The following is a 24186-nucleotide window of genomic DNA, read 5'->3' as shown; positions in this document are numbered from 1 at the left end:
GCCTGGCCGGGACGAAGATCTGCAAACCTGCAGACTGGAGCACCTTCCCGCTTGAAGAAGTAGGCCTGACCGAGCCGATGGTGACGATGGTTCGCCTCAAGACCCCGCTCGAATGCGCCGAGGCGCTGCTTGCGGGCGAGGTGGACATCTTCTCGATCGAGCTTGAAACCGCAAACGACGTGTTCGCGCAACTTGACGCGTTCGACAAGGTCACCAGCAACCCTTCGCTTGTGCGCTTCCTGTCGTTCCACTTTGTAACCGCGAAGACCAACCCGCGCGGGCGCATCTATATTGCGATGCTGAACAAAGGCCTGACAGAAATGCGGGAATCGGGCGAGTGGTACGATATCGTGTCCACGGGCCTTGCCGAGTACAACAGTCAGAGCCAGTAAGACCTGCTTTGACCAGGCTATCCGACAGGACCCCGACGAGAGTCGGGGTCCTTTCATCTTTAATGCGGCGGGTTTGCTGAGGCTTCGGCTGGTGCACCCGGGAGTCGGGCTGAAGCCCGACCTATGATCGGGCCAACGTCAGGAGGGTGTTGCAGTCGACGTGTTCGGCCAGGTGGTCGGCCAGCGCATCGAGCGTCTCTTCGACGTTGGCGTCATAGCTGGTGCTGCCGGGGGTGGCGCCGAGGCCCGCAAGGAAAGCGCGGCGGAAGGGGTCTTGCGTGAACATGCCGTGGAGGTAGCTGCCCATCACCCTTCCGTCCGGGCGCTGGGCGCCTTCGGGGTGGCCGTGGACGGTGAAGAGGGGGCGGGTGCGGTCGGGGCCTTCGGTGCGGCCGAGGTGGATTTCGTAGCCTTTGGCTTCGGTGCCTGAGGCGGGGTGGAGGGCGGTGGTCTCGGTCACTCGTTTATCCGGGGTCATCGTGGTGGTGACGTCGAGAAGGCCCAAGCCGGGGACGGAGGCGGGGTTGCCTTCGATGCCGTCGGGGTCGGCGATTTCCTTCCCAAGCATCTGGTAGCCGCCGCAGAGGCCGAGGATGTGGGCGCCCCTTCGCAGGGCGGCGGCAAGGTCGATGTCCCAGCCTTGGGCGCGGAAATGGGCAAGGTCGGCGATGGTGGCCTTCGAGCCGGGGAGGATGATGAGGTCGGCCTCGACGGGCAGGGGTTGGCCGGGGGGGACGATCTTCAGGGTGACGCCCGGTTCCTGGGCGAGGGGGTCGAGGTCGTCAAAATTGGCGATGCGGTTCAGGTGGGGGACGGCGATGAGGAATTTGCCGGTGCCTTTGGTGCCTCCGAGGTCGGCGGCGTCCTCAGCCGGGAGGCGGTGGGCGTGGGGGAACCAGGGGATGACGCCGAGGCCTTGCCAGCCCGTGCGTTGTTGGATCAGGCGGTAGCCGTCGTCGAAGAGGCTCGGGTCGCCGCGGAATTTGTTGATGAGGAAGCCTTTGATCATCGCGGCGTCTTGCGGTTCCAGGACCGTTTGCGTGCCGACCAGCTGGGCGATGACACCGCCTCGGTCGATGTCTCCGGTCAGGATCACGGGGGTCTGCGAGGCACGGGCGAAGCCCATGTTGGCGATGTCGTTTTTGCGGAGGTTGACCTCGGCTGGGCTGCCGGCGCCCTCGACGATGACGAGGTCGGCTTCGGCCTGGAGGCGGTGGAAGCTGTCGAGCACCGGGGTGATGAGTTGGGGTTTGAGGGCGGCGTAGTCTTTCGCGCGGACGGTGGTCAGGCGCTTGCCCTGGACGATGACCTGGGCTCCGGTTTCGGACTCGGGCTTCAGGAGGACGGGATTCATGTGGACGGTGGGTTGGGTCTTGCAGGCGCGGGCTTGAAGGGCCTGGGCGCGACCGATTTCTCCACCTTCAGCCACGGCGGCGTTGTTGGACATGTTCTGGGGTTTGAAGGGGCGGACTGTCAGGCCCTGGCGGGTGAAGAGGCGGCAGAGGCCGGCGACGAGGAGGGACTTGCCGACGTTGGAGCCGGCGCCCTGGATCATGATCCTCATGCTCTTCGGGCCATCAGGTAGAGGAAGAACACTCCGCCGACGAGGCCGGTGACGACGCCGATCGGCATGTCCTCGGGGGCCATGACCACGCGGGCGAGGGTGTCGGCGAGGACCAGGAAGATCGCGCCGAAGAGGGCGGAAAGGGGCAGGACGCGGGTGTTGTCGCCACCTGTGAGGAGGCGGACGAGGTGGGGCATCATGAGGCCGACAAAGCCGATGATGCCGGAGAAGGCGACCATGACGCCGGTGATGAGGGCCCCGGCGACGAAGACGGACAGGCGGAAGCGGGCGACGGGGATGCCGAGGGAGGCGGCGGTTTCGTCGCCAAGGGACATGGCGTTGAGGGCGGCGCTTTGGGTCCAGAGCCAGAGGCCCGCGGGGAGGAGGACGGCGAGGGGGTAGAGGAGGTGCGACCATTGGGCGAGGCCGAGGCCGCCGAGCATCCAGAAGACCACGGTATGGGTGGCCTTGGGGTCGCCGAGGAAGATCAGGATGTTGGCCCCGGCCATGATGATGAAGCTGATGGCGACGCCTGCTAGGACGAGGCGGTCGGCGGAAGTGGCTCCGGTCAGGCGGGCGGCGGCGAGGACCATCAGCGTGGCGGTGAGGGCCCCGCCGAAGGCCATCAAGGGGACGGTGAGGAGGCCGAGGAAGAGGCCGGTGTGGAGAAGGGCGGCGATGGCCCCGAAAGCTCCGCCCGAGGAGATGCCGAGGAGGTGGGGGTCGGCGAGGGGGTTTCTTGTCACCGATTGAAGGGCGGCTCCGGTGATCCCGAGGCCCGCGCCGACGAGGGCTGCGAGAAGCGCGCGGGGGAAGCGGATGTCCCAGACGATGGCCTCGCGCCCCGGGGTCCAGTCGGGGGTGACGAGGCCTGGGATCAGGTGGTTGGCGAGGACGCCCCAGACGGTGGAGAGGGGGACGGCGACGGCTCCGACCGAGACGGCGATGAGGATAGAGAAGAGGAGGGCCCCGGCCCCGCCAAGCGTGATCCCGGCACGGCGGGTGAGGCGCAGGGCGGGGCTGAGGGGCGTGGCGAGGGGGGTTTCGGTCATGTTCGACCCTCGGCAGAGGCTCGTCGACGCACTTCGTGCACTCCTCGCAGGGGTGCCTGCTGCCGCAAAAGCGAAGAGCGGCGAAGCCATGCGATGAGCGATGGGTTCGGGGGGCGAGGCAGGGTCATCCGGTGCTCTCCAGGATCGTGCAGGCGGCGGTCTGGCCGGAGAGGCAGGCGCCCTGGGCGGTGGCGGCGTGGTCGGGCTCGGTGGCTTCGCCTGCGAAGATGAGGCGGCCGTTCCGGTCGGCCCCAGCGAGCGCGCGGCGGGGGTTGGGTGTCGTGCCGGTGGCGAGGAAGGAGTAGCCGAGGGCGAAGGGGTTTTGCGACCAGCGGGTCACTCCTTCTCGCAGGGGTAAGGGCTGCCGCAAAAGCGAAGAGCGGCGAAGCCATGCGATGAGCGATGGGTCGGGGGGGCGAGGCAGGGTCATCCGGTGCTCTCCAGGATCGTGCGGGCGGCGGTCTGGCCGGAGAGGCAGGCGCCGTGGGCGGTGGAGGCGTGGTCGGGCTCGGTGGCTTCGCCGGCGAAGACGAGGCGGCCGTCCCAGTCGGCCCCGGCGAGCGCGCGGCGGGTGTCGGGCGAGGTGCCGGTGGTGATGAACGAGTAGCTGCCGAGGGCGAAGGGGTCTTGCGACCAGCGGGTCACTTGTGCGGCGACAGGGGCAGGGAAATCGGTGCCGAACATGGCGCGAAGGGCTTCGCTGGCGGCGGAAAGGGTGGCGTTGTCGTCAAGGGCCTCAAGCTCTCGCGCCTGCGCCCCGCCGTGGAAGGCGACGAGCGCTGGCGCGCCGGTTGCGCGGGCCAGGCTGACCCATTGCGACCAGAACCCGTCGCGAGGGGAGAGCCACTCGATCCAGTCGACCTTGGCGTCCCAGGCGGTGCTGTCGAAGCGGAGCCAGCATTTGTTGAAAAGACCCATGCCAAGGGTGTCGATTGCGGTGACACGGGCTGGGGCCAGCGGTTCGCCAAAGGCGACGCGGCCGGATTTCAGGACGCCAAGCGGAAGGGTGACGACGGCGTGGTCCGTAGTCAGCGTGCTGCCGTCGGCGAGGGTGACGGCGACTCCGGTCGGGGTGGGGGCAAGGGCGGTGACAACCTGGCCCATGCGCAGGGTAAGGCCCTGGGAAAGGCGGGTCGGGATGGCGTCGTAGCCATCGGGGAAAAGGACATCGGGGCCTGGGAAGAAGTCACCCTGATCAAAATTCCAGGCGGAAATCTCGGACCAGTCGCCGGCGTATTCCAGTTCGACGGTCGCGTTGACGTAGTGCCGGATCATCCGGCGGGTCAGGGCATCGCCGTCTTGCCAGGCGGGGGAGGACTGGATCGCCTCGGCCAGCGACACGTCGGACGGCAGGCGTTCGGCGGCTGTGCGGGCATCGGCGACCAGCTTCCCCGCGTCGTCCATTGCCGAGGTCAGATCGACCTTGGAGCCGTCGGGCCGGAGCGAGAAGCCCCGTTCATACCGGGTGTCGACCCGTCGGGCTCCGACCTCATCCGCCAGCGCGGTCAGGGGGTTGCCATCGGTGCCGTGGATCCAGCTGGCCCCAAGATCGACGGGCAGGCCGGGCCAGAGGCGAGAGGTGTGAATGCGCCCGCCGATCCGGTTTCGCGCCTCGACAACCGTGACCTTTGCTCCGGCGGACTGCAGGTCGCGCGCGGCGGCAAGGCCCGCCATCCCGGCCCCGATCACCACGACGCTGCGGCCGGTCTGGGCATGGCCGAAGCGCGGAGCAAGAAGGGCTCCGGGCAGAAGGGCTAAGGCCTCGCGGCGTTGGATCATGTTGCGGGGTCCCCTGTCCGCATTGACCTTTTCAGAGCGTCTAATCTGCGGCAAACCCGGCGACCAGCTTTTCCACCGCGCGGATGTTGCGGGGGCCGGGCGTGGCCTCGACGTATTCGAGGACCACATAACGGTCGTTCTTTACGGCGTCGATGTTCGCGAAGGCAGGGTTGCCTTCAAGGAAGGCGATCTTCTGTTCGGCGGTCACGTCACCATAGTTCACGATGACGATGACTTCGGGGTTGCGGTCCACCACCGGCTCCCAGGCGATGGTGGCCCAGCTTTTGTCGAGGTCGTCCATGATGTTCACGCCGCCTGCCGCCTCGATCAACGCGGTCGGCATGGCGTAGGCCCCGGCGGTGAAGGGGGTTTCCTCGCCGCTGTCATAGACGAAGACGCGAAGGGGGGTGGCGCGGTTGACGCCGGTGGTGAGTTCGGCAAGCCTGGCTTCGTAGCCCGCGACCAGTTCCTTCGCCCTGTCCTCGACCCCGAAGATACGGCCAAGGTTCAGAAGGTCTGCGTACATGTCCTGCATCGAGCTTTTCGCTTTCGGCCCGACGAAGATGCAGCTTTCGGTCAGCTCGTAAGTCTTGATGCCAAGTGGCTCCAGCGTCTCGGGTGTGACCTCGCCGCCGACCTTCATGCCGTAGTTCCAGCCTGCGAAGAAGAAGTCGGGCTCGGCCCCGGCAAGGACCTCGCGGGTCGGGTATTGGGCGGAAAGCTCGGGCAGTTCGGCGATGTCCTTCCGGAGTTCCTCGTCCAGCGTCTTCCAGCCAGAGACGCCGGTGTAGCCGACCATGCGGTCGCGGAGGCCAAGGGCCAGCATCATCTCGACCAGGTTGACGTCGTTGGCGATGGCGCGGGCGGGGGGGGCGTCGAAGGTGACCTCGCGGTTGCAGCTTTGCACGGTGACCGGGAACGCAAGGGCAGGGGTGGCAGACAGAAGAAGGGCAAGGCAGGCAAGGCGCATCTAGTGGTCCTGAAGCTGGAAGGAAAAGCGGGGTGCGAGACCGGTACGGTCCACGCGGGCGGTGACGTTGAAGGCGCTGGCGATGGTCGCTTCGCTCAGGGCCTGGTCGGGGCGGGCGTCGGCGAGGATGCGGCCTTCGGACAGGACCAGAACGCGGTCGGCGAATTCGGCGGCAAGCGTCAGGTCGTGGAGCGTGGAGATCACGGTCAGGCCAAGCCCGCGCAGAAGTGCTAGGAGTTCCAGCTGATGCCGGATGTCGAGGTGGTTGGTCGGTTCGTCCAGGATGAGGACCCGAGGCTCTTGCGCCAGGGCACGCGCCACCATGACCCGCTGCCGCTCACCGCCCGAGAGGGTGCCAAAGGCGCGATCGGCCAGATGGGCGAGGTCCATCCGGTAAAGCGATGCCTGCACTATGGCGTTGTCGTGAGGGCTCGGGCCAAAGCCCTTGCGGTGTGGCAGACGGCCGAGGGCCACGATCTCGCGCACGGTGAGGGCGAAGTCGGTTGGTTGTTCCTGCAGAACGGCGGCGACGATGCGGGCGGCTTCGGGCGCGCCCATCAGCCAGATGTCGCGCCCCATCAGCCGGACGGTGCCCTTGCGCGGGGCCTGGTGGCGATAGAGGAGCCGGAGGAGCGAGGACTTCCCCGCGCCGTTCGCGCCGCAGATCGCCATGACCTCGCCTTCCGCCAGGCTGAACCCGATGTCATGCAGGATGTCGAGATGACGGCGCGGTCCCCAGAAGACGCCGGATAGCTCGACGGCTGGAGGTATGGGGGCGGGGGTCATTGGATGGCGCCCTTGGCGGTCACGACGATGCCAGGCTTGCAGGCCTTGCAGACCAGAATCCGGTGCGGCGCGGATTGCGCCACGGCGTGGGGGGGTGAGGCCACGGGCCTCTGGTGATTGCCGTCCATCGAATACTCCTTCCGGGGCACCCCGCCCGGTGGTTGACTGCTTCGATGGCAGGTCTCCTGACTTCGCGGGTCGGTGCTTCCCCCGCCTTCCCGGCCTTTCGGCCAGTGGCATCGGGGGTCGCTCGCCGCTTACAGTTGCGGGGGCAGTCGGGGATTTGGCGGCTGATGCCTACACCTCACCCCATTCCCTTTTCACCCGGCGTTGCTTGGCTTCTGCCGGGAACCATCGCTTTCAGGTGTGCGCCGGATCTTGGCGGGGATCAAGACGGAAAGCGACGGATCGGGACCTGGCAGCGAAGCGGGGGCATCGTGGTCCGGCCCTTGACCCAAGGGAACCACATCGGAACAGTGATGGCAGGTGGAGGTGCCCCATGTCCGACTTCGAAATCATCGACCCGGTCTTCGGGTCCTATGTGCTGCACAACGCGCCGGTGAAGAAGCTGGCCGAGGGGTTCGACTGGGCCGAGGGGCCGGTGTGGTTTGGCGATATGGGTTGTCTTCTCTTCTCGGACATCCCGAACAACCGCATCCTGCGCTGGGGCGAGGAGGGGCTGACGACGTTCCGCGCGCCGTCGAACTATGCCAACGGGCATACGCGCGACCGTGAGGGGCGGTTGATCTCGTGTGAGCATGGAACGCGCCGGGTGACGCGGACGGAGTGGGACGGGTCGGTGACGGTGATCGCGGATGGATATGGGGGCAAGCGGCTGAACAGCCCGAATGACGTGGTCGTGGCGCGGGATGGGGGCATCTGGTTCACCGATCCGCACTACGGGATCGTGACTGACTACGAAGGCTTCAAGGCCGAGGCGGAGCTTCCGTGCTCGGTCTACCGGGTGGACCCTTCGGGCGCGATTGAGGCGGTGATCACCGATATGGCCTGCCCGAACGGTCTGGCCTTCAGCCCGGATGAGGGCCTGCTGTACGTGGCCGACACTGGCCGGGCGTTCACGGACGATCCGCAGCATATCCTGGTCTTCGACATGGGGTCTGGGCGGCCGAAGGGTGGGCGGCTTTTCCACAAGATCGCCCCCGGCTGCGCCGATGGGGTGCGGGTGGACAGCGAGGGGAACCTTTGGTCATCGGCTGGGGACGGGGTACATTGCATCGCGCCGGACGGGCATCTTATGGGGAAGGTGCTGGTGCCCGAGGTGGTGTCGAACCTCTGCTTCGGGGGGCGGGCGAAGCACCGGCTGTTCATCACGGCGACGACGGGGCTTTATTCGATCGTCCTGAACCGGCGGGGCGCGCAGTGGCCGTGATGGCGCCGGTGGAGTTGTTGCCTGAAGGGGCTGTCAACCGAAGAAGGCGGCGAACTCGGCTGCGACTGCGTCGGGCAGTTCTTCGGCCAGGTAGTGACCGCCGGGAAGGCTGTGGCCCCTGACATCTGCCGCCCGCAAACGCCAGAGCGCGAGCGCGTCGAAGCAGCGCTCGATCACACCCATGGCGCCCCAGAGCACAAGAAGCGGGCTTTCGACCTTGCGTCCACCGTCTGCGTCGTCTTGGGCGATGTCGATGGTTGCTGCGGCCCGATAGTCCTCGCAGCTGGCGGACACGACATCGGGGTCGCGGAAGGTCTGGAGATATTCCTCCAGAGCCTTGGCGTGGAAGGGTTTCAAGCCTGCCGAGCCCGCGCCGCATTTTGCGAGCCAGTAGGCATCCGGATCGGTCAGGATCATCCTCTCCGGGAAGGGCGGTGGCGTGATCAGGAAGAACCAGTGCCAGTATGCCCGCGCGAAAGCGTCGGTCGTGTGCGTGTACATTTCCCGCGTGGGCGCGATGTCGAGGATGGCAAGCCTTTGCACCGCTGCGGGGTGGTCGAGCGCCATCCGATGCGCGACCCGCGCGCCACGGTCATGGGCGCCGACGAACCAGTTTTCATGCCCGAGCGCCCGCATCGCCGCGACAAGATCAGCGGCCATGGCGCGTTTGGAGTGCGGCGCGTGGTCTGACGCCACGGGGGGTCTGAAACTTGACCCGTATCCCGGAAGATCGGCGCAGACGAGGGTGAAACGGTCCTTCAGGCGCGCCGCCACTGCATGCCACATCGCGCTGGTTTGCGGATAGCCGTGGAGGAGGAGGAGCGGTGGACCCTTGCCGCCGATCCGCGCGCGGATGGGGCCGCGGGGCGTGTCGACGTCTACCGTCTGGAAGCCGGGGAAAAGGCCGGTCTCATCCGGAACGGGCCGTATTGCCACGGGTGTCACCTTTCCTTCGGGTGGGTCCACGACGTCGAGAGGGCCACAGCGGACCAGCCGCGTCAACCGGGCGGACCGTCCTTCTATACAAGCGCCGAAGTTTCTTCCAAGATCGCCGGATTGCGCAGCTGACGGGGGGAGGCAAGCGTGTTCGGCAATCGCCGCAGGATGGTGATCGTTTCGCTGATCGGCCTGGCCGCCCTTGCGCTTGTCGCGGCGGTGGACCGCCTGTCGGCGCGGTTCTACCTGAGCGAAGGCGAGGCGCGGGCCGAGACGGCGCTGCAGCTGACGGTGAACGCGCTGGACGGCTATCTGAAACGCTACGAAACCCTGCCCGGCGTCTTGGCGGAGGACCCCAGGGTGCGGGGCCTTTTCGCGGTGGACGCGGGCGCCGTAGACCGGCTTGCGATGAGCCGCTGGATGAAATGGGCGAACACGGCGCTTGAGGCTTCGGACATCTATGTGATGGACCGCGACGGGAATACGATCGCGGCCAGCAATTTCGATCTGACCGACAGTTTCATGGGCAAGAACTTTGCCTATCGGCCGTACTTCACCGAAGCGCTTGCCGGGGGCACGGGACGCTTCTTTGCCATCGGGACGACTTCGGGCATCCGGGGCTATTTCTTCGGGGCGCCTGTGCGCGATGCAGCGGGAGATGTGGCCGGGGTCATCGCCGTCAAGATCGGCGTCGATGCGATCGAGAGCAGTTGGAATTCGGCCGAGCATGAGATCATCGTGACCGACCCGGCGGGCATCGTCTTCATGTCGTCCGATCCGGGTTGGCTTTACAAGGCCACGCTGCCGCTGACGCCTGAACGGCAGGCCGAAACCGAAGACTCGCGGCGCTATGCCGAAATGCCGATCGGGGTTCTGTACCAGAGCCGGGATGACGCCTTCGGGGTGCCGCTGATCGCGTTGACCACGCAAGACGGCGCGGGGCGGGAGTACCTGGAGGCGTCTGAGACCATGGCGGGCGCGGGCTGGACGGTGCATGTCCTTCTCGACACCGCCTATCTGCGGGGCCAGGCACGGCTGGCCACGGCGGCGTTTGTCCTGGCTTTGGGGGTTGGGTTGCTGATCGGCCTTCTGGTCTTTCAGGGGCGCAGGCGGATGGCCGAGCGGATCGCGATGCAGGCCGGGGCGCAGGCGGAGCTGGAGCATCGGGTCGAGGAACGGACCGCCGATCTGGCGCGTGTCAACCGCCTGATCGAGGCGGAAATCGCCGAACGGCGCGAGACCGAGCAGGAATTGCGGCGGACTCAGGCTGATCTGGTGCAGGCGGGGAAGCTGGCGGCGCTGGGACAGATGTCGGCGGCCCTGTCGCACGAGATCAACCAGCCGCTTGCGGCGGCACGGAACTTTGCCGACAGCGCGGCGATTTTCATTGAACGCGGCGATCCGGTCCGTGCGAAGGAAAACGTGCGCGAGATCGTGTCGCTGATCGACCGGATGGCCGCGATCGGGCGGCACTTGCGGAACGTGGCAAGAAAACCGAACCAGGCCTTGAGCGAGATCGCGCTGGGGCCGGTGGTCACCGATGCGCTGCGGATCGCCGAGGCGCGGCTGGCGGCTGCCGGGGTCGCGGTCGAGACGGATATCCCGGCCGATCTTCCGGCGGTGATCGGCGGGGCTGTCCGGCTGCAGCAGGTTCTGGTCAACATCCTGTCGAACGCCGCCGACGCGGTGGAAGGTGCTGCTGACCGGCGGATCACGCTTGGCGCGGTCGAAGAGGATGGCAAGGTCGTGATCCGCATCCGCGACCATGGACCCGGGGTCCCTGCGGCCATTGCCGACCGCATCTTCGACCCGTTCTTCACGACGAAGCAGGTGGGGTCGGGGCTGGGGCTCGGGCTGTCGATTTCGTACAACATCGTGAAGGATTTTGGCGGCGACCTGCGGGTTGCGAACCATCCGGAAGGCGGTGCCGTCTTCACGGTCGAGCTTCGGGCGGCGCGGTCAGATCGTATGGCGGCCGAGTGATGGCCGGTGCGCCGGTTCTTCTTGTCGACGACGATGATCAGATGCGCCGCTCGACCGCGCAGGCGCTGGAGCTTGCGGGCTTCGCGGTGACGGCGCTTGCCACCGCACAGGAAGCGCTTGAGCGCGCGGGGCCGGCCTTTGGCGGGGCGGTGATCACCGACATCCGTATGCCAGGCATGGACGGGATCACGCTTCTGGAACGGCTGCGCGAGATCGACGCCGAGGTCCCGGTGATCCTGATCACGGGGCATGCCGAGGTGCAGCTGGCCGTCGATGCAATGCGGCGCGGGGCCTATGACTTCATCGAAAAGCCGTTCACGACGCAGACGCTGGTTTCGGCGCTCCGCCGGGCGCTGGAACGGCGGGGTCTGGTGCTTGAGAACCGCCGGCTTCGGGCGGTGGCGGGGCAGAAGGACGATCTGGAGGCGCGGATGCCGGGCCGCAGCGCTGTGATCATCGACCTGCGGTTCCGGCTGCGCGCGATCGGGCCGAGCGATGCGGACGCGCTGATCCTGGGGCCGACGGGCGCGGGGAAAGAGGTCGCCGCTCGGGCGATGCACGATCTGTCGCGGCGGGCGGATCGGCCATTCATCGCGATCAATTGTGCTGCACTGCCCGCGACGCTGATCGAAAGCGAGCTTTTCGGGCATGAGGCGGGGGCGTTTCCCGGTGCGCTTCGTGCCCGCTACGGGAGGTTCGAGCATGCGCGGGGCGGCACGATCCTGTTGGACGAGATCGGGTCGATGCCGCTGGACTTGCAGGCAAAGCTGCTGCGTGTCCTGCAGGAGCGGACGATCACCCGGCTTGGCTCGAACGAGCCGGTTCCGCTGGACGTGCGGTTCCTGGCGTCAAGCCGGGCCGATCTGGCCGAAGAAGTCGCGGCGGGGCGGTTCCGGGAGGACCTGTTCTACCGGCTGAACGTGGCCCTGGTGCGTGTGCCGCCGCTGGCTGCGCGGCGTGAGGATATTCCGATCCTGTTCCTGCAGCTTTTGCGCGAGGCGGCGGCGCGGCACAACGTGGCCGAGCCTACGGCCCCACCCGAGCTTCTGGCGGCGCTTGCGGCGCGGGACTGGCCGGGCAACGCGCGCGAACTTCGGAACGCGGCGGAGCGGTTTACGCTGGGGCTCGACTGGATGGACCCCGCCGAGGGTGCGGGTGCCGCGCCGTTCCTTGCGGACAGGGTCGCGGCGTTCGAGCGCAGCGTGATCGCTGCGGCGATTGCGGCGCATGGCGGGCGGCTGAAGCCGGTGTACGAACTCCTCGGCATCTCGCGCAAGACGCTTTACGAGAAGATGCAGAAGCATGGGCTGGACCGGAAGCTGATCGTCGACGGGGGTGACTCGGACGGCTGACGGCCGGGATGGGTGGAAATCCACCCGCGTGCTTTGGCGGTTCGGGTGGATTCCGACCCATCCAGTACTCTCGAAGCCCAGAAAGCCGAACGTTCCCCGGATTTGCGCTTTGCCGCGCGATCGAACCGGCTGTCTGATTTGGCGCATCGCGGCGGGGAGGAGAGTCCGGTCGCGGCCGGTTCAGTTCTTGGGAGGAACAGATGACCCGATCGAAGGGAATGGCCGCTGCATTTGCGGCAATGGCTTTGCTGACGGCGCAATCCGCCTTGGCGCAAGGATACCCCGAGCGCGAGATCACGATGATCGTGCCCTTCTCGGCCGGAGGCCCGACCGATACTGTCGGACGGCTGATCGCCGAGAAGATGTCGGCCGATCTGGGCCAGCAGATCATCGTCGAGAACGTGGGTGGCGCGGGCGGCACTGTAGGCGCGGCGCAGGCGGCCGGGGCGGAACCGGACGGTTACACGATCCTGCTGCACCACATCGGGATGGCCACCAGCGCGACGCTTTACCGCGAGCTGCCTTACGACACGCTGAATTCCTTCGAATACGTGGGCCTTGTGACCGAAGTGCCGATGACCATCGTCAGCCGGAAGGACCTGGAACCCACGGACTTCGCGTCGCTGCTGGCTTATGTGAAAGAGAACGCCGACACGATCACGATGGCCAACGCCGGGATCGGCGCGGCCTCGCATCTGTGCGGAATGCTGTTCATGCAGGCGACCGAGACGCCGCTGGTGACGGTGCCCTACAAGGGAACCGGCCCCGCGATGACCGAGCTTGTGGGCGGGCAGATCGACATTATGTGCGACCAGACGACCGGCACCGCCGAACAGATCAAGGGCGGCACGATCAAGGCCTACGCGGTGACGACGTCTGAGCGGCTTGAGATCTTCCCGGATCTGCCAACGGCCCAGGAAAGCGGCCTTGCCGACTTTGAAATCGGGGTCTGGCATGGGATCTACACGCCGAAGGGCACTCCGGCCGAGGTCAACGACCGTCTTGCCGCGGCCCTCCAGAAGGCGCTGGCCGATCCGGATGTGGTTGCGAAGATGGGTGAGCTTGGGACCAAGCCGTCGTCCGCCGAAGAGGCGACGCCCGCCGCGCTGAAGACAAAGCTTGAGGCTGAGATTGCCCGCTGGAAGCCGGTGATCGAAGCAGCCGGCGTTTACGCCGACTGAGCGAAGCGGTCCGGGTGCAAGCTCCCGCGCCCGGACCGTCCGGCTATCCGGCCAATCCATGGAGGACATCATGAACACCATCACACGGCTCGCCGTCGTTTTCGCTGCTGTCGTGACCGCCGCATCGGTTCAGGCCCAGACTTACCCGGAGAGGGAGATCACGATGATCGTGCCCTTCGCCGCCGGGGGGCCGACAGACACTGTCGGACGGCTGATTGCCGAGAAAATGGCGGAGGACCTGGGTCAGCCGATCGTGGTGGAGAACGTGGGCGGTGCGGGCGGTACCGTTGGTGCGGCACAGGCTGCGGCGGCTGCTCCGGATGGCTATACGATCCTGCTTTACAACATCAGCATGGCAAGTTCGGCGGCGCTTTACAAAGACCTGCCCTACGATACCGCGACTGCCTTCGACTATGTCGGGCTGATCACCGACGTGCCGATGACCGTCATCGCGCGCAAGGATTTTGAGCCGACGGACGTGCCCTCGCTGATCGCCTATGTGAAGGAGAACGCCGATACGATCACCATGGGCAATGCGGGGATCGGTGGTGCCTCGCATCTCTGTGGCATCCTCTTTCAGCAGGCCATCGACGCGCCCATCGTGCCGGTGCCCTACAAGGGGACGGGTCCTGCCATGACCGAGCTTCTGGGCGGGCAGATCGACATGATGTGCGACCAGACGACGAACACCGCCGAGCAGATCAAGGGCGGGGGCGTGAAGGTCTATGCAGTGACGTCGCCCGGGCGGCTGGAAATCCTGCCCGACGTTCCGACGACAGCCGAGGCCGGGCTTGAGGGCGTGTCGATCGTCGTCTGGCACGGGCTTTACACACCCGCTGGCACACCCGCCGAGGTGAACGAGCGGCTGTCGGCGGCGCTTCAGGTGGCGCTGGCCGATCCGGACGTCGCAGGGCGGCTGAACGAGCTTGGTACCGCGCCGTCGCCTGTCGACGACGCGACGCCTGCAGCGCTGAAGGCGCGGCACGAGGCGGAACTTGCGCGCTGGAAGCCGATCATCGAAGCGGCGGGCGTGTACGCGAACTGAAGGGTCGCAACGGGGGGGTGGCATGACAAACAGGTCCGATTTCGGCGCGGGCGCGATCTTCATCCTGTTCGGGGCCTTCTTCGGCATCCAGGCCATGGGGCTGGAACTGGGCAGGGCAATCAAGATGGGGCCGGGGTACTTCCCTCTCGTCCTGGCGGGCTTCCTTGTGGTGCTGGGCCTCGCCCTCTGCGTCCGGGCATTCCTGGCCGAAGGCGCGCCGTTCGGCGTCTTCGCCGGGCGTGGTGCGGTCTTCATTCTAGCCGCTCCGATCTTCTTCGGGCTTACCGTCCGAGGGCTTGGTTTTGTGCCGACCGTGTTCCTTACGGCGGTGATCGCCGCTTTCGCGTCCCGCAAGATGCGTCTTATCGAAATCCTGCTCATGGCGGTAGGCCTGACACTTTTCGCGACTTTGGTCTTCAGCTACGGGCTTGGCCTGCCGTTGCGGCGTTTCGGCCCCTGGCTGGGCTTCTGAAGGAACATCATGGACCTTCTGTCGAACCTCTCGCTTGGTTTCGCCACAGCCGCCACAGCTGAGAACTTCCTGTTTTGCCTGGTCGGTGTGATCCTTGGCACACTGATCGGCGTCCTGCCTGGCATCGGGGCAACGGCGACGATCGCGATGCTGTTGCCGATCACCTACCAGTTCGAACCCGTCTCCTCGCTCATCATGCTCGCTGGCATCTACTACGGCGCACAATATGGCGGATCGACGACCGCGATCCTGATCAACATGCCGGGCGAAAGCTCGTCGGCGGTGACTGCCATCGATGGCCACCAGATGGCGCGCAAGGGGAAGGCTGGAACCGCCCTGGCTGTTGCCGCGCTCGGGTCGTTCTTTGCCGGAACGGTGGCTACGTTCCTTGTCGCGCTTTTCGCGCTTCCGCTGAGCGCCCTTGGCCTTGAATTCGGCTCGCAGGAGAACTTCGCGCTTATGGTTCTTGGCCTTATCGCCTCTGTAGCGCTTGCCCACGGATCGGTGCTGAAGGCCGTCGCGATGATCGTTCTCGGCCTTCTTCTGGGTCTTGTCGGCGCTGACATATTCGAAGGTACGCCCCGCTTTACGCTGGGGGTCCGGGAATTCTACCAGGGGCTGAACTTCGTGGCCATCGCGGTCGGGCTGTTCGGCGTGGCCGAGATTCTGCGGAAACTTGAAGGCGAGCAGGACCGCACGGTTCTGGGGACGAAGCTCGGCTCGCTCTGGCCGTCGCGCGAAGACCTGCGCCGCATGGTCGCGCCGATGATCCGAGGGACGGCGCTCGGCTCGGCCTTGGGAGTTCTGCCCGGCGGCGGGGCGGTTCTCGCAGCCTTCGCCTCCTACACGATCGAGAAGCGGATTTCGAAGACGCCCGAGGAATTCGGCCACGGTGCGCTTGAAGGCGTGGCGGGGCCGGAATCGGCCAACAACGCAGCCGCCCAGACATCGTTCATCCCGCTTCTGACGCTGGGCATCCCCGCCAATCCGGTGATGGGCCTGATGTTCGGGGCGATGATCATCCAAGGGATCGTGCCGGGGCCTAACGTCGCTTCAGAACGGCCGGAACTGTTCTGGGGCCTTATCGCCTCGATGTGGATCGGGAATCTGTTGCTGATCCTGCTCAACCTGCCGCTTATCGGGCTGTGGGTGAAGCTGTTGAAGGTACCCTACCGGATCCTGTTCCCCATCATCATGGTTTTCTCGGCGATCGGGGTCTACAGCGTGAACTCGAACGTCTACGACCTCTACACCGTCGCGTTCTTCGGCTTTGTGGGCTACCTTCTTCTGAAGCTGGGCTGCGAGCCGGCACCGTTGCTGCTGGGTTTCGTGCTGGGTCCGATGCTGGAGGAAAACTTCCGCCGCGCGATGACGATCGGGCGGGGCGATCCGATGACGTTCCTCAATCGGCCGATCAGCCTGACGCTGCTGCTTCTGTCGGTGGCCGTGCTGCTGGTGGTCCTGATGCCGCAGATCCGGCGCAAGCGGGACGAGGTCTTCGTGGAGGGCGACTGAAGCAGGACCTAGCGGCTGAGGCTGAGCGCCTGTTCCTCGCCGTCGAACCCGACGAAACCGTTGGCCGTCGGTTCAAGGCGGATGCAGCGGTCGCCGCCAGGGCCGCCGAACAGGCAGAGCCCGTCTTCGGTCGGCTGCCAGGTCATCTTCCGGCTCATCATGCCCATCTTCACCGTCACTCTGCCGTCGGGAAAGAACGTGATCGTCACATCGCGCCCGTTTGGCATGGTAGCTGCCCAGGGGTTTCCGTCGGCGACAAGAGCGGCAGGGCTTTCGGCCAGCGCGCCGGACGGCAGTGCCAGCAGCAAAGCTGCGGCGAGCATTCTGAGGACTGGGAACCGGTTCATGCTGTGCTCCTTCGTTTCCAAAGGCCGGACCTGAAGCGCGCCGAGGGGGCGGGCCGTCCTGGCCATGCTGTCACTATGCCTGATGGGATTCACATGAAGGGTGTTGAAATGTCTCGAAATTTGTCCTTGCGGTCGAGGCCTGAAGGTTCGATGCGGGCGGTGTCCGGGTTTTGGACCCTGGGCGTGACACAGCGCAGATGGTGGCTCTACCAGACAAGATTTGACAAATACGCGCTGGTGACTTCGGGCCGGGTCGGCGCGAAAAGGGGGGCATGAGCGCGCTGACACACATCCTTCTTGTCGAAGACGACCCGGCCATCGGTTCCCTTGTCTGCGGGTTCCTGGAGCGGTCGGGTTTTCGCACCACACATCTGATGGACGGCAAGGGCGTAGACCGGGTCATGACGGAGGACCCGCCAAATCTGGTGCTCCTCGATCTGCTCTTGCCCGGCGAGGACGGCCTTTCGATCGCCCGGCGCATCAGGACCTCGCACCCGACCCCGATCATCATGCTGACCGCGATGAGCGAAGAGCGCGACCGGATCAGCGGGCTCGACCTGGGGGCGGACGACTATGTGACGAAGCCTTTCAGCACGCGCGAGCTGGTGTCGCGGATCCGGGCGGTGCTGCGGCGAAGCGAAGGCCTGGTGAACGGGCGGAAGCTGACGCCGGTGTCGTTCAGCTTTGCGGGCTGGGAGCTCGACACGCAGTCGCGCGAGCTTTTCGATCCAGGCGGTGTCCGGGTCGAGCTGACCAGCCTGGAGTTCGAATGCCTGCGGATCTTCTGCGAACATCCGGGCAAGGTGATGGGCCGTGACGTGCTGATGAAGCTTGCGCAGGGGCGCCGGGTAGAGCCCTACGACCGCAGCGTCGACACGCTTGTCTCGCGGCTGCGGTCGAAGATCGAGCCCGAGGCCAGCTCGCCCTCGCTGATCAAGACCGTGCGGCACAGCGGCTATGTCTTCACTGCGTCCGTGGTCGTGACCGAGCAATGAGCCGGTTCAACCCCACCCGCTGGCCGGTTCGGTGGCAGATCGCCGTGCTGCTGATCTTCACCCAGATCGTCGCGCATATCAGCACCATCATAATGATTGACCAGTCGCTGGCCAGAGCGGGCGACGGCCGGGTCGATCTTGCGATGAGCATCTCGGAGCCGATGCTGACGGCGCTTCGAATGACCGATGTGACGGATGTCGGGGGCATGACCAGCCGGTTCTCCGACCTTGTCGAAAATGACGATCGGTTCCGGCTGGAGGACGATCTGTCGTTTTCTCCAGGGGCGCTGGATGAGGTATTCGGAACCGCGCTGATCAGTATAGCTCCGCCCGACTGGCAGTCCCGGATGCGGGTCTTCAGCACCGACGATCGCGGTCTGACATCGATGTTGCCGATGCGATCCTTCGCCGTCGCGGCGCAGTTGCCGACGGGTGGATGGCTGGTGTTCGAGGCACGGGGCGACTCGTTTATCCAGAGGGTGCCGCGGACGATCGCCCTGCTGGGGCTGTTCATACTGTCCCTGACCATAATGTTCCTGTCGGTCTGGGCGGGATCGGCACTGGTCGCGCCGATCGGCGATCTGGCGCGGGGGGTGGAGCGGTTTGCCGGGGATGCCGATGCGAAGGATATACCCGAACGTGGCCCGGTAGAGGTCCGCCGGGCAACGCGTGCCTTCAACAAGATGCGGCAGCGGATCAGGAAGCTGATCAGCGACCGGTCGCAGACCCTTGCCTCGATCGGGCATGACATGCGCACGCCCCTGACGCGGCTGCGCCTGCGGCTGGAGCTTCTGGAGCAGAACCCGACGACAGCGGCCATCGAACAGGACGTGCACGTGCTGGAGCGCATGATCGACGACGCGCTGAGTTTTCTGCGGTCCGAAGGCCGTCCGCTGCGGCTGGAGCTTCTGGACATCGCGATTTTGGCAAAGACGGTCGTCGACGACTATGCGGATCAGGGGCACCGGATCGAGTATCAGGGGCCACAGCGGCTGGTCCTGCGGTGCGACCGGGACCTGATCCGGCGGGTGCTGGACAATCTGGTCGGCAACGCCGCGAAGTTCGCGAAGGAAGCGCATGTGATCCTGTCCAGCCCGACGCCCGATGCAGTGAAGATCGAGGTGCGGGACAACGGGCCGGGCATTCCTCTCGACCATCGGGACAGGGTGCTGGAGCCGTTCGCGCGGGTTGAGGCGGTGCGGTCGGGGACAGCGCAGAAGTCCGAGGGCTTCGGGCTTGGCCTCGCGATTGCCCGCGATCTGGTCGAGCGCCATGGCGGCAAGCTTGCCCTGACGGACAACCAGCCGAAAGGGCTGGTCGTCACGCTGACCTTGCCGAAGACCGCGGGACTGACCGATGCGGAGCCGGATCATGACTGAAACAGCAGCAACCAAGCCACCCGCCGGGCGCAAGAAACGGTCACGCCGGTGGATCATCCTTGCCATCGTCCTGATCCTGGGCGGAGGCGGATATTTCTTCGGCCTGCCCCTTCTTCGGGAACTGGAAGCGGAACGCACCGCCGCCGAAGCGCCGGTTGTCGTTGCGTCCCGCAACATCACTGCCCTGGGCGAGGTCTTGCCCGTCAGCAATCGGGTGACCGTGGCGGCCCCGACCGGCCAGGATGCGGGTCGCATCTACGAGATCAGGGTGGCAGAGGGCGAGGCCGTGACCAAAGGCCAGGTGCTGGCCGTGCTGGATTCCGAGCCGCTCTTGAAGGCGGCCCTGGCGCAAGCGGTTGCGAACGAGGCCTTGAAGCGCGTCGCGCTGGCTGCGCGCGCCGCCGATCTTGACGCGACCGAGGCGCAGCTTGCAGCACAGGTCGACCAGTTGCGCGTGGCATTGGAAAAGGCGCAGGTCGAGCTTGACCGCAGGACCCGGCTTCGGGATTCCGGCATCTACGAGGATACGGCGCTGGTGGACCTGCGTCTTGACGTCCAGTCGGCCACCTACAACCTGCGCAACACCGAGATTCAGCTGGAACGCAACCGGCTGCGCGACCCAAGCGGGCTTCGGATCGATCAGGCGAGCGCGCAGGCCGAACTGGACTCGGCGATCGCCGAGCGGGCCAAGGCCGAGGCGGACTATGCGAAGTCGTCGGTCGTGGCGCCGATCGATGGGCGTATCCTCGCGCTTTATGGCCGGATCGGCCAGCAGATCGGCGATTCGGGTTTTGCCGAGATCGGCGACACCGGTCAGATGATGGTCCGGGCCGAGGTCTACGAGACCGACATCTCGGGTGTGTCGGTGGGGCAGGGCGCGACCGTCACCTCCCGCGCACTGGCGGCCGAGCTGACCGGCAAGGTCACGCGGCTGGGTGTGCGCATTTCGGATCAGTCCATCATGTCGACCGATCCGGCCGCAATCGTCGACGCCCGCGTAGTCGAGGTCTGGATCGAGCTTGACCAGGCCTCGTCGGCGGCCACCCGCGATCTTTCGGGGCTGCAGGTCCTGGTGACCTTTGCCGCGCCGGAGGGCGACGATGCTTAGGGGCAGGACACCGCTGGGCTGGCTGCAGCTGACGCAAAGCAAGTCGCGGTTCATCGTGGCTTCATCCGGCGTCGGGTTCGCGGTGCTTCTGGTCTTCATGCAGCTTGGCTTCATGAACATGCTCTTCGACGCGACGACGGTCGTTCACGAGCAGTTCGCCACCGATCTCGTGATCATGAGCGCGGATGCCGAAGGGATCGTGCCGGATTCAGGCTCGTTCTCGCGCCGGAGGCTTGTTCAGGCGGCGGGCGTTCCGGGCATCAGCGACTGGGCAGAAATCTACATCGGAACGATGAGCTGGACAAAGCCGTCGGACGGAACCGTCGGACAGATCGTCGTCTTCGGCGTGCCGACCGATGTCCGGGTCTTTGCCAACCCCAAGATCGACGCCCAGATACCGTCTTTGCGCACCGCAGGCACGTTCCTGATCGACGAAGGCACGCGTGGCGATTTCACCGCCTTCTTTGCCCGGATTGCCGCCGGCGAAGAGCCGCAAGTGAAGTTTGCCGGTGAAACGATGACGGCAATCGGAACCTTCAACATCGGCGCAAGCTTCGGTGCCGAGGGTTACGCAATCGTGTCGCGCGAAACGTTCCTGCAGCTCGATCCGTCGCGGCATCCGGGCGTCATCAATATGGGCCTCCTGACCGTCGAGCCGGGACGCAATCTGAATGCGATGGCCGATGCTGCGACCAAAGCCATCGGCGCGACCGAAGTGAAAGTCTGGACGATGCCCGACTTCATCGAAGTCACCCGCAACTTCATTCGCACGAACAGCCCGATCTCGACCATCTTCACCTTCGGCGTCCTCGTTGGTCTGTTCGTCGGCGCGGTGATCGTCGTCCAGATCCTGACCAGCGATGTGCAGGATCACCTGAGCGAGTATGCCACCTTCAAGGCGATGGGATTCAGGAACCGCTACCTTCTGGCCATCGTCTACGAGCAGTCCGCCATCCTGACGGTCTTCGGGTTCGTCCCAGCGCTTCTCTTGTCGTTTCTGCTCTACCGGCTGGTCGGGGCCGCCGTGGCGATGGACATGATCATGACGTGGAGCCGGGTCTTCTGGGTCTTCCTCCTTACCGTCGCGATGTGCGTCACCGCGGGGACCATCGCGATGCGCCGCATCTACAGCGCCGACCCAGCAGAGGTGTTCTGATGAACGCCCCGACCCCTCCGACCCGCTTCGCGGTCGAGATATCGCACCTGAACCACTGGTTCGGCGACGGCGACCTTCGCCGCCTGGTCCTGCGTGACCTGTCGCTGAACGTCGAGCGCGGCAAGACGACCTTCCTCATGGGGCCTTCGGGTTGCGGCAAGACCACGCTTCTGACCCTCGTCGGCGCCCTGAGGTCGGTGTTGGAGGGCTCGGTCAAGGTTCTGGGGCGCGAGCTTCTTGGGGCGGACGAGGCGGTGATGGTCGAAACCCGCCGCCGGGCCGGGTTCGTCTTTCAGCACCACAACCTCCACCGCAGCCTGACCGTGCTGCAGAACGTGCGGATGGGGCTTGAGGTGAAGGGCGAGGCTGGGGCAGGGGACGCCAAGGAACGGTGCATGGAAGTCATCTCGGCTGTCGGGCTGGCCGATCATGCGCACAAGTATCAGGACCAGATCTCGGGCGGCCAGAAACAGCGCGCCGCGGTCGCCCGTGCCCTGGTCGGTAAGCCGGAACTACTGCTGGCCGACGAGCCGACAGCGGCCCTGGACAGCAAGACCGGCCGGGATGTGATCGAGCTCATGCAGCGGCTGGCGGTCGAACGGGGCATGACCGTGCTGATGGTGACCCACGACAACCGCATTCTCGACATCGCGGACCGCATCGTCGAGATGGAGGACGGGCGCATCCTGCCCGAGAGCGGTTCGCAGGCCGAAGTCGTTGTCCACCCGGCCCGCAAGCAGGCGTTGCAGTCCGGCTCATGAAGCGGACGACGATTGGCGCGCCTGAACCCTGGCCGACATTGCCCTGAACCAGGCCGGAGGCAGCTGCTGCCGAATGCCTTGTGTCATTGGCTGATCATGTAAGGAAATGTGGTGGCGAGGGGGGCCGCTGAACTATCATCCAGCCTAGTCTCACGTAAACTCATATCGTCCCTATTTCATTGATACACAGCTTGGTCCCCTACGTTAATGTGTACGACGGTGCTTCATCCAATCCCACCGAAACTGGTAGAAAAATCTGTGGGATGGAGACGACGGGAACCTTTGCTGACAGGGGCGCAAAGGGAGAGCTGGCGCTTGGCGTGCATGTGGATGGCGCGGCAGCTTTATGCCAAAGAGGAACCCACATGGGCCAAGAGCCATTCCAAGCGCTGGCTGTCCAGCCTTGAAGCCTACGCCTTCCCCAAGATCGGCAACCGCCCGATTGAGGACATTCGCAGACCCGATGTGGTCGAGGTTCTTGAGCCGCTTTGGCGCAGTCGGCACGAGACCGCCCGCAAGCTAAAAGTCCGGATGGCGCAGGTGATCGACTATGCCACTGACCGGGGCCAGTACCACGACGCGAACCCGGCGCGCGGCACGATCCGCTCACTTGAGACATTCCACCGCGAGCCGCTTCACATGGCTGCCCTGCCCTGGCGCGACCTGCCCAACTTCATGGCACAACTCTCCGAGCGCGAAAGCGTCTCGGCCCGCGCCCTGGAGTTCGCCATCCTGACGTGCGCGCGCAGCGGCGAAATCCGGGGCGCGGCGTGGGAAGAAATCGATGACAAGGCCGGGGTCTGGACCGTGTCGGCCGAACGGATGAAGGCTCGCCGGGCGCACCGTGTGCCCCTCTCCAAGGCAGCGCTTGCCGTGCTGGCCAAGGTCCGGGGGCTCGACGCGCACCTCATCTTTCCGAGCGTCCAGCGCGACAAGGACGGCAACGCAAAGATCATGTCCGACATGGCCTTCAAGGCGCTCTACGGGCGGATGAAGGTCGAGGGGATAACCACCCACGGGTTCCGGTCGACCTTCCGGGACTGGTGCAGCGAAAGCGCCCGCGCCGACTTCGAGATTGCCGAGGCTGCCCTTGCCCATTCTGTGGGAACCACTGTCGCACGGGCCTATTCGCGCTCTGACCTGTTCGAACGGCGACGGGTGTTGATGGAGGCCTGGGCGCGCTATGCGACCGGTGGAAGCGGTGAGGTCGTGGTGCTTGCGCGGGCGTGACATTCGCTGGTTTAAGTGAAACCCGCCGGATTCCCCGCCGGATCAGCGGGCGCGTTGCCCTTGCGATCCGCCTCGAACGTGTGCTTGCCCTTCGCGGTCCAGACCGCGCGCGCATGCTCGGCTTGCGCGCTCTGGAGCTTCTCGGCCATCCAGATGAGTGCGCCGTAGATCAGGGCGCGATCATCATCTGTGAGGTCCAAGATCCCGGCCTTGACGACCAGTCCGCCGAGTTCGATCAGGTGCCGGGTGCGCTTGCGACGTTCGACCTGCCAGCTGCGCATGTCATGCCGCGCGTGTTCCGCCTGAAGCCGGTTGCGTGCCGCCCGATGGCGCCGGAGAGCGGTCAGTGTTTGGCACAGACGCCGGAGGAGATCGGGGCGAACGGCCGCGAAAGAACGCCGCCCCGCGCTTGGCCCATGCCTCCCTCTTGCCAGTGTGCGTCGTCTCGGCCAGCACGATCAACGCGCCGGTCAGTTCGTTTGCAGTGAGGACGTCGGCGCCGGTGGCGATGACCAGTTCACCGAGCTGCTGCACCTTGCGGGTCTTGAGGTCTCGCGCCTTGTCCTCCAGCGCCTTCAGTTCCGCGTCGAAATCCCGTGGCTTTCGCATCGCGATCTCCCTAAGCTGTTGATGCTGCGATGATAGATGAGCGCCTGCCGAAACGCTGTAGGCTCGCCGGAACGGGGCGGGACGCTCTGGTCCGGCCCGAGATTTTATCGAGGGAGGGCGCGCTTATACGTCGTTCCGACGTCGCCTGCCTCGTGCCAATGATCTGATCGCGATGGCGATCTAT

Annotated in this window: 24 protein-coding genes, 1 pseudogene and 1 riboswitch; of the genes and pseudogenes, 14 read left to right on the top strand and 11 right to left on the bottom strand. The window is 65.6% G+C overall.

The genetic code is table 11. The features are described 5' to 3' along the window. A pseudogene (locus tag ACRCSW_RS10030) lies at positions 1-392 on the top strand (peptidoglycan-binding protein LysM); the annotation flags it as partial. Between the two features lie 121 nt (positions 393-513). Here the strand turns inward: ACRCSW_RS10030 and ACRCSW_RS10025 are convergent. The 7 genes from ACRCSW_RS10025 to ACRCSW_RS09995 all read right to left on the bottom strand — a co-directional run bounded on the left by ACRCSW_RS10025 (position 514) and on the right by ACRCSW_RS09995 (position 6671). Beyond that, complete coding sequence (locus ACRCSW_RS10025; protein ID WP_438704718.1) at positions 514-1956, bottom strand: cobyric acid synthase; 1443 nt, start codon at positions 1954-1956, stop codon at positions 514-516. Continuing rightward, on the bottom strand, positions 1953-3008 hold the full coding sequence (locus tag ACRCSW_RS10020) for a FecCD family ABC transporter permease (protein WP_438704716.1): 1056 nt from the start codon (positions 3006-3008) through the stop codon (positions 1953-1955). The genes ACRCSW_RS10025 and ACRCSW_RS10020 overlap by 4 nt, the downstream gene beginning before the upstream one ends. A gap of 124 nt (positions 3009-3132) precedes the next feature. Next, the gene (locus tag ACRCSW_RS10015) at positions 3133-3438 is read right to left on the bottom strand and encodes an FAD-dependent oxidoreductase (RefSeq protein WP_438704715.1); all 306 of its coding nucleotides are present in this window, start codon (positions 3436-3438) and stop codon (positions 3133-3135) included. Beyond that, positions 3435-4787, bottom strand: coding sequence for a flavin monoamine oxidase family protein (locus tag ACRCSW_RS10010; RefSeq protein ID WP_438704713.1), 1353 nt, complete (start codon positions 4785-4787; stop codon positions 3435-3437). The genes ACRCSW_RS10015 and ACRCSW_RS10010 overlap by 4 nt, the downstream gene beginning before the upstream one ends. A gap of 40 nt (positions 4788-4827) precedes the next feature. After that, a complete protein-coding gene (locus ACRCSW_RS10005; protein ID WP_438704711.1) occupies positions 4828-5757 on the bottom strand; it encodes an ABC transporter substrate-binding protein in 930 nt (309 codons plus the stop codon). Beyond that, positions 5758-6543 (bottom strand): ABC transporter ATP-binding protein, encoded by a 786-nt coding sequence (locus ACRCSW_RS10000; RefSeq protein ID WP_438704709.1) that lies wholly within the window; start codon positions 6541-6543, stop codon positions 5758-5760. It abuts the gene before it with no gap. Continuing rightward, complete coding sequence (locus ACRCSW_RS09995; protein WP_438704707.1) at positions 6540-6671, bottom strand: hypothetical protein; 132 nt, start codon at positions 6669-6671, stop codon at positions 6540-6542. The genes ACRCSW_RS10000 and ACRCSW_RS09995 overlap by 4 nt, the downstream gene beginning before the upstream one ends. 30 nt (positions 6672-6701) lie before the next feature. Further along, positions 6702-6914, bottom strand: a riboswitch (cobalamin riboswitch). A gap of 128 nt (positions 6915-7042) precedes the next feature. Here ACRCSW_RS09995 and ACRCSW_RS09990 point away from each other — a divergent pair. After that, a complete protein-coding gene (locus ACRCSW_RS09990) occupies positions 7043-7933 on the top strand; it encodes an SMP-30/gluconolactonase/LRE family protein (RefSeq protein ID WP_438704706.1) in 891 nt (296 codons plus the stop codon). Between the two features lie 33 nt (positions 7934-7966). Here ACRCSW_RS09990 and ACRCSW_RS09985 read toward each other — a convergent pair whose 3' ends face one another. Continuing rightward, positions 7967-8869 carry an alpha/beta fold hydrolase gene (locus ACRCSW_RS09985; protein WP_438704705.1) on the bottom strand — a complete coding sequence of 301 codons (903 nt, stop codon included), beginning with the start codon at positions 8867-8869 and terminating at the stop codon, positions 7967-7969. A 147-nt stretch (positions 8870-9016) separates the two neighbouring features. Between ACRCSW_RS09985 and ACRCSW_RS09980 the strand changes: the two genes are divergently transcribed. The 6 genes from ACRCSW_RS09980 to ACRCSW_RS09955 all read left to right on the top strand — a co-directional run bounded on the left by ACRCSW_RS09980 (position 9017) and on the right by ACRCSW_RS09955 (position 16417). Continuing rightward, positions 9017-10852 (top strand): sensor histidine kinase, encoded by a 1836-nt coding sequence (locus ACRCSW_RS09980; protein ID WP_438704703.1) that lies wholly within the window; start codon positions 9017-9019, stop codon positions 10850-10852. Beyond that, entirely contained in the window at positions 10852-12204 is a 1353-nt protein-coding gene (locus tag ACRCSW_RS09975; protein ID WP_438704701.1) for a sigma-54-dependent transcriptional regulator, read from the top strand. The genes ACRCSW_RS09980 and ACRCSW_RS09975 overlap by 1 nt, the downstream gene beginning before the upstream one ends. A 200-nt stretch (positions 12205-12404) precedes the next feature. After that, a complete protein-coding gene (locus ACRCSW_RS09970) occupies positions 12405-13385 on the top strand; it encodes a tripartite tricarboxylate transporter substrate-binding protein (RefSeq protein ID WP_438704700.1) in 981 nt (326 codons plus the stop codon). A gap of 70 nt (positions 13386-13455) precedes the next feature. Beyond that, entirely contained in the window at positions 13456-14430 is a 975-nt protein-coding gene (locus ACRCSW_RS09965; protein ID WP_438704698.1) for a tripartite tricarboxylate transporter substrate-binding protein, read from the top strand. Positions 14431-14452: 22 nt separating this feature from the next. Next, entirely contained in the window at positions 14453-14902 is a 450-nt protein-coding gene (locus ACRCSW_RS09960; protein WP_438704696.1) for a tripartite tricarboxylate transporter TctB family protein, read from the top strand. Positions 14903-14911: 9 nt separating this feature from the next. Further along, complete coding sequence (locus ACRCSW_RS09955; protein ID WP_438704694.1) at positions 14912-16417, top strand: tripartite tricarboxylate transporter permease; 1506 nt, start codon at positions 14912-14914, stop codon at positions 16415-16417. 8 nt (positions 16418-16425) lie between these two features. On the opposite strand, the gene ACRCSW_RS09950 is transcribed toward ACRCSW_RS09955, so the two are convergent. Continuing rightward, positions 16426-16764, bottom strand: coding sequence for a hypothetical protein (locus tag ACRCSW_RS09950; RefSeq protein WP_438704693.1), 339 nt, complete (start codon positions 16762-16764; stop codon positions 16426-16428). A gap of 272 nt (positions 16765-17036) precedes the next feature. Between ACRCSW_RS09950 and ACRCSW_RS09945 the strand changes: the two genes are divergently transcribed. The 6 genes from ACRCSW_RS09945 (at position 17037) to ACRCSW_RS09920 (ending at position 23393) form a co-directional block, all read left to right on the top strand. Beyond that, complete coding sequence (locus ACRCSW_RS09945; RefSeq protein ID WP_438704691.1) at positions 17037-17759, top strand: response regulator; 723 nt, start codon at positions 17037-17039, stop codon at positions 17757-17759. Further along, positions 17756-19138: a HAMP domain-containing sensor histidine kinase gene (locus tag ACRCSW_RS09940; protein WP_438704690.1), complete on the top strand. Its 1383-nt coding sequence runs from the start codon at positions 17756-17758 to the stop codon at positions 19136-19138. The genes ACRCSW_RS09945 and ACRCSW_RS09940 overlap by 4 nt, the downstream gene beginning before the upstream one ends. Beyond that, the gene (locus tag ACRCSW_RS09935; RefSeq protein WP_438704688.1) at positions 19131-20246 is read left to right on the top strand and encodes an efflux RND transporter periplasmic adaptor subunit; all 1116 of its coding nucleotides are present in this window, start codon (positions 19131-19133) and stop codon (positions 20244-20246) included. The genes ACRCSW_RS09940 and ACRCSW_RS09935 overlap by 8 nt, the downstream gene beginning before the upstream one ends. Next, the gene (gene devC, locus ACRCSW_RS09930) at positions 20239-21402 is read left to right on the top strand and encodes an ABC transporter permease DevC (protein ID WP_438704686.1); all 1164 of its coding nucleotides are present in this window, start codon (positions 20239-20241) and stop codon (positions 21400-21402) included. Before ACRCSW_RS09935 ends, devC begins: the two co-directional genes overlap by 8 nt. After that, positions 21402-22163, top strand: coding sequence for an ATP-binding cassette domain-containing protein (locus ACRCSW_RS09925; RefSeq protein ID WP_438704684.1), 762 nt, complete (start codon positions 21402-21404; stop codon positions 22161-22163). Before devC ends, ACRCSW_RS09925 begins: the two co-directional genes overlap by 1 nt. Positions 22164-22487: 324 nt before the next feature. Continuing rightward, positions 22488-23393, top strand: coding sequence for a tyrosine-type recombinase/integrase (locus ACRCSW_RS09920; protein ID WP_438704720.1), 906 nt, complete (start codon positions 22488-22490; stop codon positions 23391-23393). An 11-nt stretch (positions 23394-23404) separates the two neighbouring features. Here ACRCSW_RS09920 and ACRCSW_RS09915 read toward each other — a convergent pair whose 3' ends face one another. Together ACRCSW_RS09915 and ACRCSW_RS09910 are read right to left on the bottom strand one after the other, a co-directional pair. Then, the gene (locus tag ACRCSW_RS09915; RefSeq protein ID WP_438704682.1) at positions 23405-23674 is read right to left on the bottom strand and encodes a conjugal transfer protein TraD; all 270 of its coding nucleotides are present in this window, start codon (positions 23672-23674) and stop codon (positions 23405-23407) included. A 1-nt stretch (position 23675) separates the two neighbouring features. Next, positions 23676-24002: a conjugal transfer protein TraD gene (locus ACRCSW_RS09910; protein ID WP_438704680.1), complete on the bottom strand. Its 327-nt coding sequence runs from the start codon at positions 24000-24002 to the stop codon at positions 23676-23678. Between the last annotated feature and the right edge of the window lie 184 nt (positions 24003-24186).

Source organism: Tabrizicola sp., from assembly GCF_051645465.1.
Lineage (GTDB): Bacteria > Pseudomonadota > Alphaproteobacteria > Rhodobacterales > Rhodobacteraceae > Tabrizicola.
This window is presented reverse-complemented; position numbering and strand designations above follow the sequence as displayed.

Bases quoted from the DNA above. Each gene is read 5' to 3' on its own strand.
- ACRCSW_RS10025 (WP_438704718.1), bottom strand. From the start codon at position 1,956: ATGAGGATCATGATCCAGGGCGCCGGCTCCAACGTCGGCAAGTCCCTC.
- ACRCSW_RS10020 (WP_438704716.1), bottom strand. From the start codon at position 3,008: ATGACCGAAACCCCCCTCGCCACGCCCCTCAGCCCCGCCCTGCGCCTC.
- ACRCSW_RS10015 (WP_438704715.1), bottom strand. From the start codon at position 3,438: ATGACCCTGCCTCGCCCCCCCGACCCATCGCTCATCGCATGGCTTCGC.
- ACRCSW_RS10010 (WP_438704713.1), bottom strand. From the start codon at position 4,787: ATGATCCAACGCCGCGAGGCCTTAGCCCTTCTGCCCGGAGCCCTTCTT.
- ACRCSW_RS10005 (WP_438704711.1), bottom strand. From the start codon at position 5,757: ATGCGCCTTGCCTGCCTTGCCCTTCTTCTGTCTGCCACCCCTGCCCTT.
- ACRCSW_RS10000 (WP_438704709.1), bottom strand. From the start codon at position 6,543: ATGACCCCCGCCCCCATACCTCCAGCCGTCGAGCTATCCGGCGTCTTC.
- ACRCSW_RS09995 (WP_438704707.1), bottom strand. From the start codon at position 6,671: ATGGACGGCAATCACCAGAGGCCCGTGGCCTCACCCCCCCACGCCGTG.
- ACRCSW_RS09990 (WP_438704706.1), top strand. From the start codon at position 7,043: ATGTCCGACTTCGAAATCATCGACCCGGTCTTCGGGTCCTATGTGCTG.
- ACRCSW_RS09975 (WP_438704701.1), top strand. From the start codon at position 10,852: ATGGCCGGTGCGCCGGTTCTTCTTGTCGACGACGATGATCAGATGCGC.
- ACRCSW_RS09970 (WP_438704700.1), top strand. From the start codon at position 12,405: ATGACCCGATCGAAGGGAATGGCCGCTGCATTTGCGGCAATGGCTTTG.
- ACRCSW_RS09965 (WP_438704698.1), top strand. From the start codon at position 13,456: ATGAACACCATCACACGGCTCGCCGTCGTTTTCGCTGCTGTCGTGACC.
- ACRCSW_RS09960 (WP_438704696.1), top strand. From the start codon at position 14,453: ATGACAAACAGGTCCGATTTCGGCGCGGGCGCGATCTTCATCCTGTTC.
- ACRCSW_RS09955 (WP_438704694.1), top strand. From the start codon at position 14,912: ATGGACCTTCTGTCGAACCTCTCGCTTGGTTTCGCCACAGCCGCCACA.
- ACRCSW_RS09950 (WP_438704693.1), bottom strand. From the start codon at position 16,764: ATGAACCGGTTCCCAGTCCTCAGAATGCTCGCCGCAGCTTTGCTGCTG.
- ACRCSW_RS09945 (WP_438704691.1), top strand. From the start codon at position 17,037: ATGAGCGCGCTGACACACATCCTTCTTGTCGAAGACGACCCGGCCATC.
- ACRCSW_RS09940 (WP_438704690.1), top strand. From the start codon at position 17,756: ATGAGCCGGTTCAACCCCACCCGCTGGCCGGTTCGGTGGCAGATCGCC.
- ACRCSW_RS09935 (WP_438704688.1), top strand. From the start codon at position 19,131: ATGACTGAAACAGCAGCAACCAAGCCACCCGCCGGGCGCAAGAAACGG.
- devC (WP_438704686.1), top strand. From the start codon at position 20,239: ATGCTTAGGGGCAGGACACCGCTGGGCTGGCTGCAGCTGACGCAAAGC.
- ACRCSW_RS09925 (WP_438704684.1), top strand. From the start codon at position 21,402: ATGAACGCCCCGACCCCTCCGACCCGCTTCGCGGTCGAGATATCGCAC.
- ACRCSW_RS09920 (WP_438704720.1), top strand. From the start codon at position 22,488: ATGTGGATGGCGCGGCAGCTTTATGCCAAAGAGGAACCCACATGGGCC.
- ACRCSW_RS09915 (WP_438704682.1), bottom strand. From the start codon at position 23,674: ATGCGCAGCTGGCAGGTCGAACGTCGCAAGCGCACCCGGCACCTGATC.
- ACRCSW_RS09910 (WP_438704680.1), bottom strand. From the start codon at position 24,002: ATGCGAAAGCCACGGGATTTCGACGCGGAACTGAAGGCGCTGGAGGAC.